The 17,868-nt window shown below is 62.0% G+C and carries 19 protein-coding genes; 10 read left to right on the top strand and 9 right to left on the bottom strand.

Going from position 1 to position 17,868, the window contains the following annotated elements:
• Nucleotides 1-12: 12 nt before the first annotated feature.
• The 4 genes from GPK39_RS05780 to nadA are packed head-to-tail and all read right to left on the bottom strand — an operon-like array spanning nucleotide 13 to nucleotide 3,880.
• Entirely contained in the window at nucleotides 13-558 is a 546-nt protein-coding gene (locus GPK39_RS05780; RefSeq protein WP_215674315.1) for a transcription repressor NadR, read from the bottom strand.
• The gene (nadC, locus tag GPK39_RS05785; RefSeq protein WP_215674317.1) at nucleotides 558-1,418 is read right to left on the bottom strand and encodes a carboxylating nicotinate-nucleotide diphosphorylase; all 861 of its coding nucleotides are present in this window, start codon (nucleotides 1,416-1,418) and stop codon (nucleotides 558-560) included. Before nadC ends, GPK39_RS05780 begins: the two co-directional genes overlap by 1 nt.
• A 3-nt stretch (nucleotides 1,419-1,421) precedes the next feature.
• The gene (locus tag GPK39_RS05790; protein ID WP_338404397.1) at nucleotides 1,422-2,798 is read right to left on the bottom strand and encodes an L-aspartate oxidase; all 1,377 of its coding nucleotides are present in this window, start codon (nucleotides 2,796-2,798) and stop codon (nucleotides 1,422-1,424) included.
• 56 nt (nucleotides 2,799-2,854) lie between these two features.
• Nucleotides 2,855-3,880, bottom strand: a complete 1,026-nt coding sequence (nadA, locus tag GPK39_RS05795) for a quinolinate synthase NadA (RefSeq protein ID WP_215674319.1) — start codon at nucleotides 3,878-3,880, stop codon at nucleotides 2,855-2,857.
• Between the two features lie 194 nt (nucleotides 3,881-4,074).
• Here nadA and GPK39_RS05800 point away from each other — a divergent pair, with 194 nt between their 5' ends.
• On the top strand, nucleotides 4,075-4,215 hold the full coding sequence (locus GPK39_RS05800; RefSeq protein WP_215674321.1) for an ATP-binding protein: 141 nt from the start codon (nucleotides 4,075-4,077) through the stop codon (nucleotides 4,213-4,215).
• A 60-nt stretch (nucleotides 4,216-4,275) separates the two neighbouring features.
• Here the strand turns inward: GPK39_RS05800 and GPK39_RS05805 are convergent, their stop codons facing one another.
• Complete coding sequence (locus GPK39_RS05805; RefSeq protein ID WP_215674323.1) at nucleotides 4,276-4,851, bottom strand: hypothetical protein; 576 nt, start codon at nucleotides 4,849-4,851, stop codon at nucleotides 4,276-4,278.
• 136 nt (nucleotides 4,852-4,987) lie between these two features.
• Between GPK39_RS05805 and trxA the strand changes: the two genes are divergently transcribed.
• The 8 genes from trxA to GPK39_RS05845 all read left to right on the top strand — a co-directional run bounded on the left by trxA (nucleotide 4,988) and on the right by GPK39_RS05845 (nucleotide 12,176).
• A complete protein-coding gene (gene trxA / locus GPK39_RS05810) occupies nucleotides 4,988-5,308 on the top strand; it encodes a thioredoxin (protein WP_117640725.1) in 321 nt (106 codons plus the stop codon).
• A 220-nt stretch (nucleotides 5,309-5,528) separates the two neighbouring features.
• Nucleotides 5,529-5,777 (top strand): hypothetical protein, encoded by a 249-nt coding sequence (locus GPK39_RS05815; RefSeq protein WP_006235225.1) that lies wholly within the window; start codon nucleotides 5,529-5,531, stop codon nucleotides 5,775-5,777.
• 1 nt (nucleotide 5,778) lies between these two features.
• Entirely contained in the window at nucleotides 5,779-6,291 is a 513-nt protein-coding gene (gene nikR / locus GPK39_RS05820; protein WP_215674325.1) for a nickel-responsive transcriptional regulator NikR, read from the top strand.
• Nucleotides 6,292-6,320: 29 nt separating this feature from the next.
• The gene (hypF, locus tag GPK39_RS05825; protein ID WP_215674327.1) at nucleotides 6,321-8,792 is read left to right on the top strand and encodes a carbamoyltransferase HypF; all 2,472 of its coding nucleotides are present in this window, start codon (nucleotides 6,321-6,323) and stop codon (nucleotides 8,790-8,792) included.
• Between the two features lie 134 nt (nucleotides 8,793-8,926).
• The gene (locus GPK39_RS05830) at nucleotides 8,927-9,187 is read left to right on the top strand and encodes a HypC/HybG/HupF family hydrogenase formation chaperone (RefSeq protein WP_215674329.1); all 261 of its coding nucleotides are present in this window, start codon (nucleotides 8,927-8,929) and stop codon (nucleotides 9,185-9,187) included.
• Nucleotides 9,187-10,299, top strand: coding sequence for a hydrogenase formation protein HypD (hypD, locus tag GPK39_RS05835; RefSeq protein WP_338404398.1), 1,113 nt, complete (start codon nucleotides 9,187-9,189; stop codon nucleotides 10,297-10,299). The genes GPK39_RS05830 and hypD overlap by 1 nt, the downstream gene beginning before the upstream one ends.
• 48 nt (nucleotides 10,300-10,347) lie before the next feature.
• The gene (gene hypE, locus GPK39_RS05840) at nucleotides 10,348-11,382 is read left to right on the top strand and encodes a hydrogenase expression/formation protein HypE (protein ID WP_215674331.1); all 1,035 of its coding nucleotides are present in this window, start codon (nucleotides 10,348-10,350) and stop codon (nucleotides 11,380-11,382) included.
• A gap of 125 nt (nucleotides 11,383-11,507) precedes the next feature.
• Complete coding sequence (locus GPK39_RS05845) at nucleotides 11,508-12,176, top strand: HAD family hydrolase (RefSeq protein ID WP_252204709.1); 669 nt, start codon at nucleotides 11,508-11,510, stop codon at nucleotides 12,174-12,176.
• Between the two features lie 264 nt (nucleotides 12,177-12,440).
• Here GPK39_RS05845 and GPK39_RS05850 read toward each other — a convergent pair whose 3' ends face one another.
• The 3 genes from GPK39_RS05850 to GPK39_RS05860 all read right to left on the bottom strand — a co-directional run bounded on the left by GPK39_RS05850 (nucleotide 12,441) and on the right by GPK39_RS05860 (nucleotide 15,496).
• Nucleotides 12,441-12,998, bottom strand: a complete 558-nt coding sequence (locus tag GPK39_RS05850; protein ID WP_215674335.1) for a hypothetical protein — start codon at nucleotides 12,996-12,998, stop codon at nucleotides 12,441-12,443.
• Nucleotides 12,999-13,231: 233 nt separating this feature from the next.
• Nucleotides 13,232-13,768, bottom strand: coding sequence for a PTS sugar transporter subunit IIA (locus GPK39_RS05855; protein ID WP_138340575.1), 537 nt, complete (start codon nucleotides 13,766-13,768; stop codon nucleotides 13,232-13,234).
• 279 nt (nucleotides 13,769-14,047) lie between these two features.
• Nucleotides 14,048-15,496 (bottom strand): glycoside hydrolase family 1 protein, encoded by a 1,449-nt coding sequence (locus GPK39_RS05860; RefSeq protein WP_195569080.1) that lies wholly within the window; start codon nucleotides 15,494-15,496, stop codon nucleotides 14,048-14,050.
• A gap of 201 nt (nucleotides 15,497-15,697) precedes the next feature.
• Between GPK39_RS05860 and GPK39_RS05865 the strand changes: the two genes are divergently transcribed.
• Nucleotides 15,698-16,552 (top strand): MurR/RpiR family transcriptional regulator, encoded by an 855-nt coding sequence (locus GPK39_RS05865; RefSeq protein ID WP_215674337.1) that lies wholly within the window; start codon nucleotides 15,698-15,700, stop codon nucleotides 16,550-16,552.
• A 309-nt stretch (nucleotides 16,553-16,861) separates the two neighbouring features.
• Here GPK39_RS05865 and pyrE read toward each other — a convergent pair whose 3' ends face one another.
• The gene (gene pyrE / locus GPK39_RS05870; protein WP_215674339.1) at nucleotides 16,862-17,545 is read right to left on the bottom strand and encodes an orotate phosphoribosyltransferase; all 684 of its coding nucleotides are present in this window, start codon (nucleotides 17,543-17,545) and stop codon (nucleotides 16,862-16,864) included.
• Nucleotides 17,546-17,868 lie beyond the last annotated feature (323 nt).

Here is a 17,868-nt window from a genome sequence, read left to right on the forward strand (position 1 = left end):
CATTCGTCGTTACTAGGACAGGTCATCTTCGTAGGGCATCAGATCTGCCAGATAGCCCTTTTCCTTGAGCATGGCCTCGATCTCGTCGAGGGTTTGCTCATCCTCCGCCGCGATGCGATGGAAGTGGTAGCCGCTCGTCACCGTCAGCAGCGGGAAACTCTTGCCGCTCTCGATATCGTGCAGGTAGCGCTCAACATCGCGACGATTGCGGATGTCCAGGTCGGCCGTGATCTTACCGTACACGCGGTGATTGACAATCACGTTGAGCACGGCGCCTCCGGCGTCGACGATACTCGTGAGCTCATCGCCTGCCTGCTCCACGCCGTGGCGAACCTTGACCAAGCGCGTGGGCACAGCGGGGCTGCTGGAGGCCTCCTGCAGCACGTAGCCGCGATTGGTCGCCACGATATCGTGCCCGTCGGCGCGCAGCAGAGCGATGTCTTGCACGACAATCTGGCGGCTCACACCCACCTCGCGGGCAAGTGCGCTGCCCGAAACGGGCTCCTTGGCTTCCTCGAGCACGCCCATGATGGCACGACGACGCTCGCGGGCGTCCATTATTTACCGTCCAACAGACGCAGGTGCTTGAGCGAGAGGTCGAGAATCGGCGCAGAGTGCGTCAACGCCCCCGAGCTAATAAAGTCAACGCCCAGGTCGGCGAGCGCGCGGATATTGTTGGCATCCACGTTGCCCGAGCACTCGGTCTTGGCACGGCCGGCGATAAGCTCAATCGCGGCAGCCATATCGTCGTGGGTCATGTTGTCGAACATGATGATGTCGGCGCCGGCCTCCACAGCCTCGCGCACCATGTCCAGGTTCTCGCACTCGATCTCGACCGTCGTGGTAAACGATGCATGGGCGCGCGCCATCTCGATCGCACGCGTCACGCCACCGGCGGCATCGATGTGGTTGTCCTTGAGCATGACAGCCGTCGACAGGTTATAGCGGTGGTTGCTGCCGCCGCCGATCTCGACCGCGGCCTTCTCGAAGACGCGCATGCCCGGCGTGGTCTTGCGTGTGTCGACAAGCACGGTCTTGGTGCCCTCGAGCGCCGCGGCCATCTGGTGCGTATAGGTAGCGATGCCGCTCATGCGCTGCAGGTAGTTGAGCGCCACGCGCTCGCCCGAAAGCAGCACGCGCGCATCGCCACGCACCTGCCCCACGTGGTCGCCGGCGTGAACCTCGTCACCGTCGGCAACATCAAACAGCACCGAACTCTGCGAATCCAGCAGCTCAAAGGTGCGAGCGAACACATCCAGACCCGCGATGATGCCATCGGCCTTGGCGATAAGCTCCACCGTGGCGGGACGCGCCGTGGGACACACGCTCGCCGTGCTCACGTCCTCAAAGGTAATGTCCTCGCGCAGAGCCTGCAAAATCAGATCATCGACGACGAGCTTCATGGTAATGGGATTCATGGTCTACTCCTCCACGGCCTGTGTGCCGGCGGCACGGGCCAAATCATCGATTGCCAGGGCGTCGGCGCTCAGGGCGCGATGACGGCCATCGAGCGCGGGATCGCCCGCCTGCTCCACGGCCAGCGACTCGCCGGTGCGCATGTACCACGCGGCGCGACGACCCCAGACTAGGGACTCGAGCAAGCTGTTGGAAGCTAGGCGGTTCTTGCCGTGAACACCGTTGCAAGCCGTCTCGCCCGCGGCGTAGAGCTCGGGCATCGAGGTGCGACCGTCCTTGTCGACCCACACGCCGCCCATAAAGTAGTGCTGCGTGGGCGTAACGGGGATGGGCTCGTCCAAGATGTCGCGGCCGTCCTCCAGGCAGCGCGCGCGGATGTTGGCAAAGTGCCCGGTCACCACATCGCGCTCGACGGGGGCAAAGCTCAGCCACTCGTGCTCGGTGCCGTCCTGCTTCATCTGCTCGCGAATGGCGGCTGCGACCACATCGCGCGGCTGGAGCTCATCGGTAAAGCGCTCGCCGGCGGCGTTAAGCAAAATCGCCCCCTCGCCGCGGCAGCTCTCGCTGATCAGGAAGGTGCGGCCCGGCTGCGGCGAGAACAGTCCCGTGGGGTGAATCTGCACGTAGTCCAGGTGCTCCATCTTAATGCCATGCTCCTGAGCAATGTAGCAGGCATCGCCCGTGAGCTGCGGGTAGTTGGTCGAATGGTCGTATACGCCTCCGATACCGCCCGTCGCCCACAGTGTGTGGCGGGCATGAATCTTAAACGGCTCGCTGGCATGCACGCCCTCGGCGGCGTTTGCCAGCTCGTCGGCGGGACGAACCGAGTTGTCCTCATCCACGGGAACGGCAACGACGCCGGTGCACACCGTGGCCCCATCGCGCTCAGCCGTCAGGATGTCGGTCATGGCCACGTGCTCCAAAATCTGCACGTTATCCAGCTTGCGGACGGCCTGAAGCAGCTTGGTTGTGATCTCCTTGCCCGTAATGTCGGCATGGAAGGCAATGCGCGGGCGGCTGTGTGCGCCCTCGCGGGTAAAGTCGAGGCTGCCGTCGGCCTTGCGCTCAAAATCCACGCCCATCGCTAGCAGGTCGTTGATGACCGAGCGGCTCGAGCGGATCATGATGTCGACGCTCTCGCGGCGGTTCTCGTAGTGGCCGGCGTGCATGGTGTCCTCAAAGAAGGCATCGTAGTCAGAGCCTTCGGGCAGCACACAAATGCCGCCCTGAGCGAGCATCGAATCGCACTCGTCGACAGCACCCTTGGAGAGCATGACCACGCGCGTGCTCGTCGGCAGATTGAGAGCCGCGTACAGACCCGCCACGCCGCAACCGGCAATGACGACGTCACACTCCATATCGGGGTATTGTTTGGTTTCCACAGGAATCCTCTCCCTTGTAATGTGACATAAGGAACTGTCCCTCATGTCACATTGGCTTAGCGCGCCGCGTACTCGAGCATGCGGTCGAGCGTAAGTTTGGCCTGGTCGGCAGCCTCGTCCGACACGCCGATCTGCACCTCGCCCTCGCCCGTCTCCAGGCAGTGCACGAGCTTTTCGAGCGTGATGAGATCCATGTTGACGCAGGTGGGCTGCACCGCCGGGAAGTAGAACTTCTTGCCGGTGCCCTGGCAGCGGCGCTCGAGCTCGTAGAGCACGCCGCGGACCGTCACGATGATGAACTCGCTCGCGTCCGACTCCTCGGCGAACTTGATAATACCGGCGGTGGAGCCGATGTAGTCGGCCTCGGCCAGGACGTCGGCCTTGCACTCGGGGTGCGCCAGCACGAGCGCGTCGGGGTGGGCCTCCGTCGCGTCGACGATCTGCTCGACGGTGATGATGTGATGGCGCGGGCAGTAGCCGTTGTTGAGGATGACGTGCTTTTGCGGCACCTGCTCGGCTACGAAGCGACCGAGGTTTTGGTCGGGAATGAACAGGACATGCTGCTGTGGCAGCTCGGACACGATCTTGACGGCGTTGGAGCTGGTGACGCACACGTCACTCCAGCTCTTGATCTCAACCGTCGAGTTGACGTAGCAGACCACGGCAAGGTCGTCGCCATACTCGGCGCGCGCCGCGTCGACCGTCTCGTGCTTGACCATATGAGCCATGGGGCAATCCGCACCCGGCTCGGGCAGCAGCACGGTTTTGGTGGGGTTGAGCAGCTTGGCGCTCTCGCCCATAAACTCCACGCCGCACAGCACGATCGTCTGCTGCGGCAGGCTCTTGGCAAGCTTTGCCAGGTAGAAGCTATCGCCGACGTAATCGGCAACGGCTTGGACCTCGGGCGCCACATAGTAGTGTGCCAGGATCACCGCGTCACGTTGGGTTTTTAGTTGCTGAATGGCCTCGACGAGCTCTGCGGGCACCAGTGCCGCGCGCTCCGTTGCCGTCGTTGCCGATGCTAGGCCGGCCGCGATATCGCGCGCAAGCTCCGACGCATCCATGTTCGCGCTCTGTGCCATCAAGGCCCCTCTCTTTTGGCGAATCTTGGGGCTTTAGTATGACACCTAGGTTTACAGCTGACAAGACAGCTGTAAACCTAGGTGTAAAGTTGAAATAAAGATTCAATCATGCGGCAGGTCCATTTTCGAACTGGCAAGCTGAGGATGGTCGAGCTCTCGATAGCGCAGGAGGCATCTTTAGGCGCCCGCCGCGCATGGTCGACGGCATGCCCGTAGCCGGGCACACCGGACACGGCTTTGGAACCAAGAGCATTAAGCTTGCCGTCGAGCGCATGAACGGCAACTGCCAGTTCCGCATCAACGGCAACCGGTTTGAGCTGCGCGCCGTGATGTAAGGGCGCGACAAGCCGGCGCCGCGCTCGACCCGTCAGGGCCGCCTTGCCGGCGCCAGTCCGCTACAGCGGCGCGGCTGCCGGGGTCAGCTGCTTGATGTATGCCCACATGCGCTGCTTGGCAGCTTTGTCAGTGAGCGCCGCCTCAAAACCGTCGAGCGCGAGCACGCGACGACCCTGCACATGGGCGACCAAGCCGGGCTTGAGCATAGCGGTATCAAAGTCGTCGATTGCCACGAGCATGTCGGCATAGGTCTCGCGCATGGTATCGGCCGCGCGATCGTCCAACAGCAGGACCGCCTCGGGGTCCAAGGCCTCGAGCGCCTCGCGGAACAGCTCGCACGGCAGGCCCTCGCCTATCGCAACCGCTCCGTCGCCCGCGCCGGCAACGCTTGCCAGCACGCAGAAATCCTCGGGCGCGTAGCCGATGGCACCGAGCGCCTTGCGCAGCGCGGCACCGTCCGGACCGGCAGCCAGCTCGCCGCCCGCACGCTCGGCATCGTCTAAATCACCTTTTACCAGCACAATCGGCGAGCACGCGTTGCCCGCGATACGCACGCCGCGACCCGCGAGCGATGCGAGCTCCTGCTCGGTCGCCTGGGCGATAGCTTCTTTTTTCTGGCTTTGTGACGTGGACATGCGCTCTCCAATCGTTTGCGTGCCCACCATTATATAAAAGAGCCGCCCGCGAGTGGTTGCATTGCGGGCCGTTGGGTATAAGCACGGTCGTACTGAGTTTTACGCGGCCGAGCCGCGTCGCACTATGGAGGTCACCATGGCTGACATTAAGCAGATTACCCCCGAGAACTTCGATTCCGTCGTTAACGGCAGCCTTCCCGTGCTGGTTGATTTTTGGGCACCGTGGTGCGGTCCCTGTCGTTCGCTCTCGCCCATCGTTGACGAAGTGGCCGACGAGCTGGCCGGCAAACTTGCCGTCGCCAAATGCAACGTCGACGACAATCAGGACCTGGCCATGAAGTTTGGCGTCATGAGCATCCCCACGCTGGTTGTATTTAAGAACGGCGAGGAAATTGACCGCTCCGTTGGCGCGCTACCCAAGGCCAGGCTGCAGGCGCTGCTTGAGAAGCACCTGTAATACGCCGGTCATGTGCTGCCGTCCATGAGCGGTTTTGCGCCGCTCACCGGAGAGCCGGGCGCTGCGCCCGCGACCACGGATAGTATGGTAGTCACAAACAGCCCCCAGTGAACGGGTGCGGGTCAGACAGACTCGCACCCGTTTTCTTATGCGGCGATGCGCAAAGCGGGCGTAGTAGAATCTGAACCACTGATTAGACCCGTATAAAAGGAGATTTCCCATGCATGACGTCGGAATGAACATGAGCCAGCTTGCCATGAGCGTCAAGCAGGTCGACGACACGATCGAGCTCGCCCACGAGTGGAGCCATCAGCTGCTGCATGCGACCGAGAACTTTGATATGGAGCGCATTGGTGCCAAACTCGAGGCCGCCATGGCGGCGCTCCACGAGGCGCACGACGCACTCGAGGGCTACGAGGAGGCCATCGAGGCCGACCATAACTCCGTTGGCTCCGTAAAGCTGGTGTAGCGTGACCGAGCACGAGCACACCTGCGATCACGGACACGAGCATTCGCACGGGCCGACTGGCGACGCGGACTGCCGTTGCAGCGGCTCCACCTCCGAACTGGTCCGCTTTTCGGTCACCGCGCCCGACGACCTGCTGCGCCGCTTTGACGAGCAGATCGCGCGCCGCGGTGACGTGGCCAACCGTTCCGAGGCCGTACGCGATCTGATTCGCGCCTCGATCGCCAAGGAGCAGATGCGAACGCCCAACGAGCAGGTCATCGGGTCGCTCACCATGATTTACGACCATCACACCGGCGACCTGACGCGCCGTCTGGACGAGGTGCAGCACGACTACACCGACGAGATTGTCTCGACCATGCACGTGCATCTGGACCACCACAACTGCCTGGAGATTCTGGCGCTCAAGGGTCGCGGCAAACGCGTCTACGAGCTGGCAGACCGTCTGCTGGGACTGCGCGGGGTTAAACACGGCGAGCTCACCTGTGCCGCCACCGAGCAGAGCCTGGGGCTGTAACAGCACACATTTCAATGAAGGAGGATCGCATGCGGCATGTGCATATCCATGTAACGGGCATTGTGCAGGGCGTTGGCATGCGGCCATTTGTGTATCGCGAGGCCATGGCGCATGGCATTTGCGGCTGGGTGCTCAACGCGGGCGATGGCGTGCACATCGAGGCGCATGCTTCGGTCGAGGCGCTCGACGGCTTTGTCGCCGCGCTGTCGGAGCACGCGCCTGCCGCGGCCCGCGTTGAGCATGTCGCTGTCGCAGACCTGGAGCCCGACGCTTGGGATACCGACGATGAGCAGGGCTTTCGCATTGTGGCGTCGCAGGATCAAACTGCCCACACGACGCTCATCTCCCCCGATATCGCCACCTGTGACGACTGTCTGCGCGAACTGTTCGACCCCGCCGACCGACGCTATCACTACCCCTTTATCAACTGCACCAACTGCGGGCCGCGCTTTACCATCATTCGCTCGCTGCCCTATGACCGAGCGGCAACCTCGATGGATCGCTTTCCCATGTGCCCCACCTGCGCCGCAGAGTATGCCGACCCGCTCGATCGGCGGTTTCACGCGCAGCCCGATGCCTGCTTTGATTGCGGACCGCATATTATGTGGCGTGAGGCCAATCGCGGTGTTGCGCCAGCGGGCGTTGACGCAACACCAGCCGTCGGCTCCACGCGCGAGGCCAGCGATGCCATCATCGAACGCTGCGTCGAGCTGCTGGCAGGCGGCGGCATCGTCGCCATCAAGGGTCTGGGCGGATTCCACCTTGCCTGCGATGCCAGCAACGAACAAGCAGTGCGCGAGTTGCGTCGTCGCAAGCGTCGCAGCAACAAGCCGCTTGCCGTTATGGTGCGCGACCTTGCCGACGCCGAGCGCCTGTGTCATATCGATGGCGTTGAGCGCGACCTGCTGGCCGGCAGCGTTCGTCCCATTGTGCTGTTGCGTCGCCGCGCAACCGGCAGCGACACCCACGGCTCCCCCGACGACCCTGAGCTCGCGCCATCCGTCGCGCACGACTTGCCCGAGCTCGGCGTCATGCTCCCCTACACCCCGCTTCAACATTTATTGCTCGCCGCGGCCGCGGCGCGCGGCATGAGCGCACTCGTCATGACCAGCGGAAACCTGAGCGAAGAGCCCATCGAGACCGACGATGCCCTTGCATGGGAGCACCTTGTTGCCGCCGGCATCGCCGATGCGCTGCTCGGTAACGACCGCGCGATTCTGTCGCGCTACGACGACTCCGTGGTACGCGTGGTCGACGGCGACGTCATGCCCGTGCGTCGCGCACGCGGATATGCGACGCAGCCGCTGTCGTTGCCGGCGCTCGACGGCACCACACCCTGCGTGCTCGCCTGCGGTCCTCAGCAAAAAGCCACGGTGGCACTCACGCGCGAGGACGCCGACGGCCATGCGGCCTGTTTTGTGTCGCAGCATATCGGCGATGTCGAAAACGGCGCGACTTTCGATGCTTGGAGCGCCGCACGCTCGCGTCTGGAAAACCTCTTTGACCTGGCGCCCGCCGCCTTGGCATGCGACATGCATCCCAGCTATCTGTCGAGCCAATGGGCGCGCGAACAGGCACGGGAGCACAATCTGCCGCTTATCGAAGTCCAGCACCATCATGCGCACATCGCGAGCGTAATGGCAGAGGCGATTGCCGCAGGCCGGCTTGCGCCCGATGCACGCGTCCTCGGCATCGCCTTCGACGGCACGGGCGCCGGCACCGATGGCACCATATGGGGCGGTGAGTTTCTTATCTCCCGTCTCTCCGATTTTGAGCGCGTCGCGCATCTGCGCACCTGGGCACTTCCCGGTGGCGCGGCATCCGTACACGATGCCCGCCGCAACGCCTTTACCCTGCTAAGTGAGCTCGACCTACTCGAGCACCCGGGAGCCGTGGGGCTCTTGAACAGCCTTGACGAGCAAACGCGCAGCATAACGGCAACGATGGTCGAGCGCGGCATCAACAGTCCGCGCACCAGCAGCATGGGTCGCCTGTTTGATGCCGCAGCCGCGATTTTGGGCATTTGCGGTCAGGCAACCTACGAGGGCGAACCCGCCATCGAGCTCGAAGCCGCCGCCTGGCGTGCGCTGGACAGCGAAATCGCCCGTTTTCCCGACGACAACGCCGGCCATTTCGCATCTGACCCATCGTGGCTGGACGGCCCCGATGTTCTGGACCAGAAAGCACTCTTTGAGGCGCTTTTGGAGGGAATTGAAGCCGGAGCGCCCGCCGACAGGCTCGCACTCGACTTCCATGTCGCCGTCGCGCGCTCCTCGGCGCGCATCGCCAGCGATATCTGCGTGCGCAAGGGCATCGACACCGTCGCGCTCTCGGGCGGCGTGTTCATGAACCGACTCCTGCTTCAGCTCCTCACCCGCGAGCTCAAAAACGCAGGCCTTACTGTCCTTGTCCCCCATACCGTGCCCGTCAACGATGGCTGCATCGCCTACGGTCAGGCGGCGGTCGCAAGCGCTCGTCTTGCGCAGATCGCATCGCAGTAGCTCGCCCTCGCACGCCGCTGTGCCCAGCCGTCTCACAGGCGTAACGCGTTTGCCCGCAAACCCCGTGAGCGCTACCATCAACTGATGGATTATTAAGCGCCCATCCAGCGCAAAGCGTATAAAAGGGGAACAATATGTGCCTTGCCGTTCCCGGCAAAGTAGTCAAACGCGACGACGACCTCAAGGCCACCGTCGACATGATGGGCATCGAGCGCCCCGTGTCGCTGCGACTCGTGCCGACGGCGCAGGTTGGCGACTATATTCTCGTACACGCCGGCTTTGGCATCCAGATTGTCGACGAGCAGGAAGCGCAAGAAACGCTCGAGCTCGTTAATACCATGACCGAGTTAGTCGAAGAAGACCAGCTGGCCAGCAACCCGGCCGAGGCATACTAGTGGCGGCCGGACAGCCGGCTCGCTCCGGTATCGACTTTTCGGCATTTCGCGATTCCAAGCTGGCCCGCGAGCTCATCGAACGCATCCATGAACTCGTCGGCGATCGCACCATCAACCTTATGGAAGTCTGCGGCACGCACACCGTGAGCATCGGCCGCTATGGCTTTCGCTCCATTATGCCGGCCGGGCTCAAGCTGCTGAGCGGACCGGGCTGCCCCGTCTGCGTTACCGCCAACCGCGACATCGACCACGCAATCGCGCTCGCCAACATAGACGGCGCCATCATCACCACCTTTGGCGACATGATGCGCGTGCCCGGATCGTCCACCTCGCTCGCTGCGCAAAAGGCGGCAGGGCGCGACATCCGCATCGTCTACTCCCCGCTCGACGCGCTCGACATTGCCGAGCAAAACCCCGATCGTCCGGTCATTTTTATGGGCGTGGGCTTTGAGACCACAACGCCCACCATCGCCGCCGCTATCTTGGAGGCCGAGGCGCGCGGGCTTTTGAACTTCTCGGTCTATTGCGCCCACAAGACCACGCCGCCGGCGTTGCGCGCCATCGCCAACGACCCCGAGACCGCCATCGACGGCTTCATCCTGCCGGGCCACGTCGCCACCATCACGGGCTTGGCGCCCTTTAGCTTTTTGGTCGATGAGTTCGATACCCCGGGTGTGGTCACGGGATTTGAACCGGTCGATATCCTGCAAGGCATCTGCATGCTGGTCCAGATGGTTGTCGAGGACAGGCCCGCAATCGACAACGCCTACCGTCGCGGCGTCAATGCCGACGGCAATCCCGTGGCGCGCCAGCTGGTCGAGCAGGTGTTTGAGCCGTGCGACACCACGTGGCGCGGGCTGGGGCCGATTGCCAACTCGGGCCTTTCCATCCGCCCCGAGTTCTCGCGCTTTGATGCCCGTACCCGCTTTGACGTGCCCGTCGAGGAGACGGTCGAGCCGCGTGGGTGCCGCTGCGGCGACGTGCTGCGCGGGGCCATTACGCCGAGCAGCTGTCCGCTCTTTGGCCGCACCTGCACGCCCGAACACCCCGTCGGCCCGTGCATGGTGAGCTCCGAGGGCAGCTGTGCGGCGTACTACCGCTACCGTAACTAGCCCGGACGCACCCGCACACCGGCACCACCCACGATTGGAGTTTTGGATATGTCCCATAGCATCACCGATAGCACCGTCCTGTTGGGCCACGGCTCTGGCGGTCAGATGATGAAGCGCATCATCGATGAGGTCTTTTTGGATGCGTTTGGGTCGCCCGAGCTGCTCGAGGGCAACGACGCCGGCGTCGCCGCGCTGCCCGCGAGCGGGCGCATCGCCATGTCGACCGACAGCTTTGTAGTCTCGCCGCAGTTCTTCCCCGGTGGCAACATCGGCCGCCTCGCCGTGTGCGGAACCGTCAACGACGTCGCGACCTCGGGCGCCAACGTGCGCTACCTGTCGTGCGGCTTTATCCTCGAAGAGGGCTATCCCATGGATAAGCTCCACCAGATTGTGCAGACGATGGCCAAAACGGCGCACGAGGCGGGCGTGTCCATAATCACGGGCGACACCAAGGTGGTCGAGCGCGGCGGGGCCGACGGCGTCTATATCAATACCGCCGGCGTGGGCGAGGTGCCCGCGGGCGTGGCACTCAGCGGCGCCAACTGCCAGCCCGGCGACGTCATTCTGGTATCGGGTACGCTGGGCGACCACGGCATCGCCATCATGAGCCAACGCGAGGGCTTGGCGTTTTCGAGCACGATCGAAAGCGACGCCGCGCCGCTCAACCACCTGATTGCCGACGTTTTGGCCGCAGCGCCCGGCACGCGTTGCTTTCGCGACCCCACGCGCGGTGGCCTGGCGTCCACACTCAACGAGTTTGCCCAGGCCAGCGGTGTTGCCATAGAGGTCGACGAGGATGCCGTGCCCGTGCGTCCCGACGTGCAGGCCGCCTGCGAAATGCTCGGCTACGATGTGCTGCAGGTGGCAAACGAGGGCAAGATGGTCGCCGTCGTGCCGGCCGAGCAAGCCGATGCCGCGCTGAGCGCCATGCGCGCCGCCCGCTACGGCGAGAATGCCGCCATCATCGGTCGCGTGCTGCCGCTTGAGTCAGGCGCCCGTCCCGCCGTGCGCGTGCGCACCGGCTGGGGCTCGACTCGTATCCTCGACATGCTCGTGGGAGAGCAGCTGCCGAGGATTTGCTAACGGCAAAAGCTTGCGGCCGGCGCGATGCGACTTGATATCCCTGGAGATGTTCAGATTCCAAGCTCGCCCAACGCGGAAGCCCAGTATTATGAGGTGCGTTTTTAAAGCCAATGACGGGAGCTTTCATGGCAGCAGCTTTTTCCCATGTGATCTTTGATCTGGACGGCACCATCCTCAACACGCTCGAGGACCTGGCGGCCGCCGGCAACCATACCTGCGAGATGCACGGCTGGCCCACGTTTGCCGTCGACGAGTACCGCTACAAGGTGGGAAACGGTATGCTCAAGCTGGTTGAGCGCTTTATGCCTGCCGAGTATGCGGGCGACGGCCGTATGTTTGAGCAGACGCTTGCCGAGTTTAGGGCTTATTACGGCGAGCACAAGGAGGACCACACCGCCCCCTATGCCGGCACGATCGAGATGCTCGACCGTTTGCGCGCCGCGGGTGTGCAGCTTGCCGTGCTCACTAACAAGGACCACGTCTCGGCGGCTCCTCTTATCGAGAAGTATTTTGGTTCCGAGCGCTTTGCGCTGGTACAGGGCCGTGTCGATGCGTTTCCGCCCAAGCCCGAAGCACCCGTCACGCTGCATGTGATGGAGGAGCTGGGCGCCGATCCGGCAACCACGCTCTATGTGGGCGATTCCAATGTCGATATCCTAACCGGCCACAACGCCGGCCTTAAGAGCGCGGGCGTCAGCTGGGGCTTCCGCGGCCGCGCAGAGCTGGAGGCAGCCGGCGCCGACTACGTGGTGGACAGCCAGGCAGAGCTCGCGGCGCTGATTCTGGGCGAGTAACCGCTCATCCCTTCCACGGGTAGCTAATGTGGGACGGGACTCTTTTAGCTGCCCCCGCAACAAAGAAATGTCCCCGACTGCCGCACCATGGCAACGACGCAGGTAGAGGACGGACAGCGAGCGGGCACCAGAGCGAACAAATTGGCATGAAAAGAGGACGGCATAGACCTTCTGGTCATGCCGCCCTCTTTGAATGACAAGTTGTCGCTCTGGTGCCCGCGCAGCGTCGAGCAGTTGCGGCGTTTGGTAAAACGCCGCAACGAACTAGCTCATCATCGCATTCATCATCTCGGTGGTTGCAGAATCATCGGCAGACCACTCGTTATCCTTGTTGGCGGAATACTTAAAGGTGACCTTGGTGTCCTTGGTCTTAGCGGCCTTGGTCACGTCGACCATCACCTGACCGGCCATCTTGTACAGGTCGTCCTCGGAAGGCATCGTATCGAGTGCGGCGATCTTCTCCTGATACTGGGTGGCGAAATCTTCGACGATCTTGTTCATGGACTTGCAGGTGATGGTAACCTCGGCGGTCGCGGTACCCTTGTCCTCATCGACCGTCACATCACCGATCTTGTAATCAAAGCCCTCGAGATAGCTCTTGGCATACTCCTTGGGATCGATGCCCAGCTGCTCAAACTCGTCGCCCGAAGCCTCTTCCAGGCCGGAGAGGAAGTCATCGCCGCCGTTCTTAATCTCGTCAAACTGGCTCGTAAGGTCGTTGGTGATGAGCTCCTCCACCGAAGGCCCTCCGCAGCCGGAAAGCAAAACCACGCACGCGACCAGGGCAGCCATCAGGGGCGCAAGCAGCAGCTTCTTTTTCATGACATTCCTCCAAACAAGCGGCGCTGCGTTCCCCACACAGCGCACGTCGTGACAGTAAGTCCATATTAGCGGCTCCGCCCAAACCCCTACGTCGCAAAAGCGCGGGCGGCTCAATTTGACGAGTGAATGGCCCATAAAGCAAGCCCCCTGCAATAAAATGCGCCTGCTCAGCCTATTAAAAAAGGGTGGCCGGATAACCCGACCACCCTTGTGCATCTTCTGGATGTCGCAGTCTACTTGCGGACGACCTTAACGATGGCGTCACCAGCAGCGACGGCAGACTCGGCCTCGACGGTAAGCTCGACGTCGGCGAACTCGGCGGTGTTGGACACAGCCACGACGACGCAGTCCTTGTAGCCGGCAGCAGCGATCTTGGCGCGGTCGATCTTGAGCAAGGGCTGGCCGGCCTTCACGACGTCGTCGGCCTTGACGAAGCCCTCGAAGCCGTCACCGTTCATGTTGACGGTATCGACACCAACGTGCACCAGGACCTCGATGCCGCTATCGGACTGCAGGCCCACGGCGTGACCCATGGTGACGGTCACCTTGCCGTCGCAGGGAGCGTAGACCAGATCGTCCTCGGGCCACACGGCGCAGCCCTTGCCCAGGACCTCGCCGCCAAAGACGGGATCGGGCACGTCGGCCATCTTGATGACCTTGCCCTTGACGGGCGAGCACAGCACGTCGGCGCCGGCAGAAGCAGAGATGGAGGCGGGAGCTGCAGCAGCGGCAGGCTCAGCCTTCTTCTTAAACATGTCAAACAGACCCATACGTTTTCTCCTCTTGATTAAGCGCAACGTTATGCGCATGCCTATGGTGATTATAGTGCCAAATGATCAAATTGCTAAGGTGAGGGCTCGAATCGCAAGCCCTTCCAAGCCCTTCCCAAAACCATTTCCCCAGTGGCACTCATATTGTCGATTAATCCTCGATAAGCCCCAGACGAACAAAAGCATTCCAGATGCCGTCGTCATCGACGTCGGTGGTCATGTAATCGGCTGCCGGTCCGACATTCGGCAGAACGCCGAAACTCAATCGCCGGAACTCAATTACTCCAAGCCCTCGGTGCCGTTGGACTTGATGATCTTCTGGTACGCGAAGAAGCTGTCCTTGCGGCGGCGCTCGTAGGTACCGGTGCCGTCGTCGTACTTATCGACATGGATGAAGCCGTAGCGCTTGCGCATCTCGCCGGTGCCGGCGGACACCAGGTCGATGGGGCCCCACCAGGTGTAGGCGATCAGGTCGACGCCGTCGGCAATGGCCTCGCCCATGGCCTTGATGTGGCTGCGCAAGTAGGCGATGCGATACGGGTCATGGATGGAACCGTCCTCCTCGACCTCGTCGTAAGCGCCCATGCCGTTCTCGACCACCATCAGCGGAATCTCGTAGCGAGCATAAATCTCGTTGAGGGCGATGCGCAGGCCCAGCGGGTCGATCTGCCAGCCCCAGTCGGTGGACTCCAGATAGGGATTCTTGCCGCCAAAGGTCATGTTGCCCTCGGTCATCTCGTGGTCCTTGTGGGTGCCCACGGTGCCGGACATGTAATAGCTAAAGGAATAGAAGTCGACCTTGCCGTCGGCGATATCCTGCAGGTCGCCGTCCTCCATCACAAGCTCAACATCGTTCTCGGCCCAGAAGCGCTTGGCATAGAACGGGTACTTTCCGCGCACCTGCACGTCGGAGCAGTACCAGTTCATGGCGTTCATCTCCTGCTGCGTGGCGAACACGTCGGCCGGATCGCACGTGGCGGCATAGGAAAGGATAAAGCAGTCCATGTTGCCCATCTTGAACTGCGGGTAATGCTCGTGGGCATAGCGCACGACGCGACCGCTGGCGACAAACTGGTGATGCAGCGCCTGCATACGGGCCTGCGGCGTGGTGTGAACCGCCGAAGCCGGGCCCTCGAAGCCCTGAATCATGCTGGTCTCGAAGAGGTTGCCCATGTCCTGAGTGCCACAGTTGATCTCGTTGAAGGTGAGCCAGAACTTGACCTTGTCCTGGTAACGGTCGAAGACGGTTTGGCAATACTTCTCAAAGAAGCCGATGAGCTCGCGGCTCGCCCAGCCGTTGTATTTCTCGACCAGGTGATAGGGCATCTCGTAGTGCGAGAGGGTCACGAGCGGCTCGATGTTGTGGGCGCGCAAGCAGTCGAAGACGCGGTCGTAGAAGGCGAGGCCGGCCTCGTTGGGCTCGGCGTCATCGCCGTTGGGGAAGATGCGGCTCCAAGAGATGGACATGCGGAACATGTTGAAGCCCATCTCGGCGAACAGCGCGATGTCCTCCTCATAGTGATGGTAGAAATCGATGCCGTCATGGTTGGGGTAGAAACGATCGGGGTCGATATCGATCGTGATCTGACGCGGCTCCTTGTAGCTGCCGCCCAGGAAGTGGTCGTCGACGGAAGGACCGCGGCCGTCCACGTTCCAAGCGCCCTCAAACTGGTTGGCGGCGGTGGCGCCACCCCAATAGAAGCCCTCGGGGAACTTGATGTTTGCCATGAGCATCTCCTTTACATCGCGGGTCGATGAGCCGAGTATCGCCCACGCGCGCGGCAGGCAGGGGCAGGGGTGCCAAACCCGACACTTCTTTTCGCGCCCACGGACCGCCGCCGCCCCGTCCCTGATACTTCCTGATACCGACCGAAACGTGCCAAAATAAACCTGTCTTTTTTGGCAGGTTTGTTGAGTGTGGGAGTTCGTATGGATATCAAACGCAAGATTTCCGAGGCACAGGGCCTTACCCCTACCGAGCAACAGCTCGGCATCTCGGCCCTTGCCATGGGCGAAGACGCCCGTGGGCTCTCCATCAAGGAATTTGCCGCGCGCACCAACGTTTCTGTTGCGAGCGTCCACCGTTTTTGCAAAAAGCTCGGCCTCGAGGGCTTCAAAGATCTCAAGGTCGAGCTCATCCGCCTGGCAACCGAATCGGGCAACCGACGCGACGTGGACATCAACTTTCCCTTCGACGCCACGTCCACCCCTGCGCAGGTTATGGAGCGCATGGAGGGACTCTACCAGACCACGCTGGCCGAGACGCAGGAGCTGCTCGACCCCGCGCAGCTCGACCACGCCGCCAAGCTTATCATGCGCGCCGGCACCGTGGACATCTACACGGGCTCGCACAACCTCTATCCAGCGGGAATGTTCCGCGACCGCCTGCTCTCCGCCGGTAAAAGCGCGACGTGCCACGACGGTGCCGAGGCCCAGGTGCGAACGGCGCTCGCCTCGGACCCCGGCCATGTGGCAATCGTCATCTCCTACAGCGGCCTTGCCCCCAACCTCAAGGACATCTTGCCGATCCTCAGCAGTCGGCATGTCCCAGTCATCGTCATCGGCACGCCTTATTGCGCTCGCATTCACCCCGGCTTTGCCGCCTACCTTACGGTGAGTGACCACGAGAGCATGACGCATCGCATCACACAGTTCGCGAGCCACATCGCCGTGCAATACGTGCTCGATTCGCTCTACAGCAGCTACTTCGCCAAAGATTACGCCCGCTGCTCCGAATTCCTAGAGCGCTCATTCCCCTACACCCGCCTCCCGGGGCTTAAGTAGCGACGAGCGTGGTTCTCGGACGTCTATCTAACGAGAGCAAGTAGTCATTGGGGACGTTCTTAAATGACTAGTCAAACAAGAACGTCCCCAACGACTAGTCGTTTAAGAACGTCCCCAATGACTACCCATCCGGAGTAAGACAACGCCGCAAGTAGAGGACGGACAGCGAGCGACGTCCAGGGCGAACAAGTTGGCATGAAAAAGGCGAGGCATTGACCTTCTGGTCATGCCGCCGAAGTTGAAAGGCAGATTGCCGCTCTGGCGGGCTTGCAGCGTCGGCCGGTTACGGCGTTTGGTAAAACGCCGTAACTACTCCCGAGCTCCGTACTGCTCGTAGTAGGCGTCGATGGCGGCCTTGAGCTCGTCGTCGATGACGACCTTGCCGTCGATCTCGTGGTTGTAGAGAGTCTCGACGACCTCGGCCATGGAAACGATGCTCGCGACGGGGAAACCGTACTTGGCCTCGATCTCCTTCTGCGCGGTGGTCACGCCACCCTTGCCGACCTCCATGCGGTTGAGGGACACGATCAGGCCCTTGATCTCAACATCAGCAGCAGCCTTAACCTTGGGATAGGTCTCGTCGATGGACTTGCCGCTGGTGGTAACGTCCTCGACCATGACCACACGGTCGCCGTCCTTGGGCTCATAACCCAGCAGGTTGCCCTTATCGGCACCGTGGTCCTTGGCCTCCTTGCGGTCGCAGCAGTACTTGACCTCCTTGCCGTACAGCTCGTGGTAGGCAATCGCGGTCACGACGGCCAGGGGAATGCCCTTGTAGGCCGGCCCAAACAGCACGTCAAAGTCGTCGCCAAAGTTATCGTGGATGGCCTGGGCGTAATACTCGCCCAGCTTCTTGAGCTGGTAGCCCGTCACGTAAGCACCGGCGTTCATAAAGAACGGGGACTGACGGCCGCTCTTGAGCGTAAAGCTGCCGAACTTAAGGACGTCGGACTCGACCATAAACTTGATGAACTCTTGCTTGTAAGCCTCCATGCGGGCTCCTCTCGTAATCGCGTACGTGCCTTCCAGTTTAGCGCAGGCGAAGCGTAGATGCGGGTGCGCTTTGGGGCCACGGCATTCTGCAAGGGCTTTGTCAGAGGGAATGGTTTTCCGAACAATGGGGTTGACATGTCAAACCCCCTCATCAAGAATACGGGCGGCTTAAAAAGGGGTACGAGATACCCAAAGCGCGCTGCGCTCAGCCTTTAGGAGGTGTGCCATGGAAGGCAGTCCTAGTCGAAAAACCTGCATGTCGCCCTTGGCACGCCGCGAGGACTCCGCATCCGCATAACCACCAACAACAGATCGTCAAAACC

The sequence above is a fragment of the Collinsella aerofaciens genome (assembly GCF_018785245.1).
GTDB classification, from domain to species: domain Bacteria; phylum Actinomycetota; class Coriobacteriia; order Coriobacteriales; family Coriobacteriaceae; genus Collinsella; species Collinsella aerofaciens_AD.

What these genes read in the sequence shown, in the direction of transcription:
- GPK39_RS05780 (WP_215674315.1), bottom strand. Translation starts at nt 558, where the DNA reads ATGGACGCCCGCGAGCGTCGTCGTGCCATCATGGGCGTGCTCGAGGAA.
- nadC (WP_215674317.1), bottom strand. Translation starts at nt 1,418, where the DNA reads ATGAATCCCATTACCATGAAGCTCGTCGTCGATGATCTGATTTTGCAG.
- nadA (WP_215674319.1), bottom strand. Translation starts at nt 3,880, where the DNA reads ATGGCACAGAGCGCGAACATGGATGCGTCGGAGCTTGCGCGCGATATC.
- GPK39_RS05800 (WP_215674321.1), top strand. Translation starts at nt 4,075, where the DNA reads ATGGTCGACGGCATGCCCGTAGCCGGGCACACCGGACACGGCTTTGGA.
- GPK39_RS05805 (WP_215674323.1), bottom strand. Translation starts at nt 4,851, where the DNA reads ATGTCCACGTCACAAAGCCAGAAAAAAGAAGCTATCGCCCAGGCGACC.
- trxA (WP_117640725.1), top strand. Translation starts at nt 4,988, where the DNA reads ATGGCTGACATTAAGCAGATTACCCCCGAGAACTTCGATTCCGTCGTT.
- GPK39_RS05815 (WP_006235225.1), top strand. Translation starts at nt 5,529, where the DNA reads ATGCATGACGTCGGAATGAACATGAGCCAGCTTGCCATGAGCGTCAAG.
- hypF (WP_215674327.1), top strand. Translation starts at nt 6,321, where the DNA reads ATGCGGCATGTGCATATCCATGTAACGGGCATTGTGCAGGGCGTTGGC.
- GPK39_RS05830 (WP_215674329.1), top strand. Translation starts at nt 8,927, where the DNA reads ATGTGCCTTGCCGTTCCCGGCAAAGTAGTCAAACGCGACGACGACCTC.
- hypE (WP_215674331.1), top strand. Translation starts at nt 10,348, where the DNA reads ATGTCCCATAGCATCACCGATAGCACCGTCCTGTTGGGCCACGGCTCT.
- GPK39_RS05845 (WP_252204709.1), top strand. Translation starts at nt 11,508, where the DNA reads ATGGCAGCAGCTTTTTCCCATGTGATCTTTGATCTGGACGGCACCATC.
- GPK39_RS05850 (WP_215674335.1), bottom strand. Translation starts at nt 12,998, where the DNA reads ATGAAAAAGAAGCTGCTGCTTGCGCCCCTGATGGCTGCCCTGGTCGCG.
- GPK39_RS05855 (WP_138340575.1), bottom strand. Translation starts at nt 13,768, where the DNA reads ATGGGTCTGTTTGACATGTTTAAGAAGAAGGCTGAGCCTGCCGCTGCT.
- GPK39_RS05860 (WP_195569080.1), bottom strand. Translation starts at nt 15,496, where the DNA reads ATGGCAAACATCAAGTTCCCCGAGGGCTTCTATTGGGGTGGCGCCACC.
- GPK39_RS05865 (WP_215674337.1), top strand. Translation starts at nt 15,698, where the DNA reads ATGGATATCAAACGCAAGATTTCCGAGGCACAGGGCCTTACCCCTACC.
- pyrE (WP_215674339.1), bottom strand. Translation starts at nt 17,545, where the DNA reads ATGGAGGCTTACAAGCAAGAGTTCATCAAGTTTATGGTCGAGTCCGAC.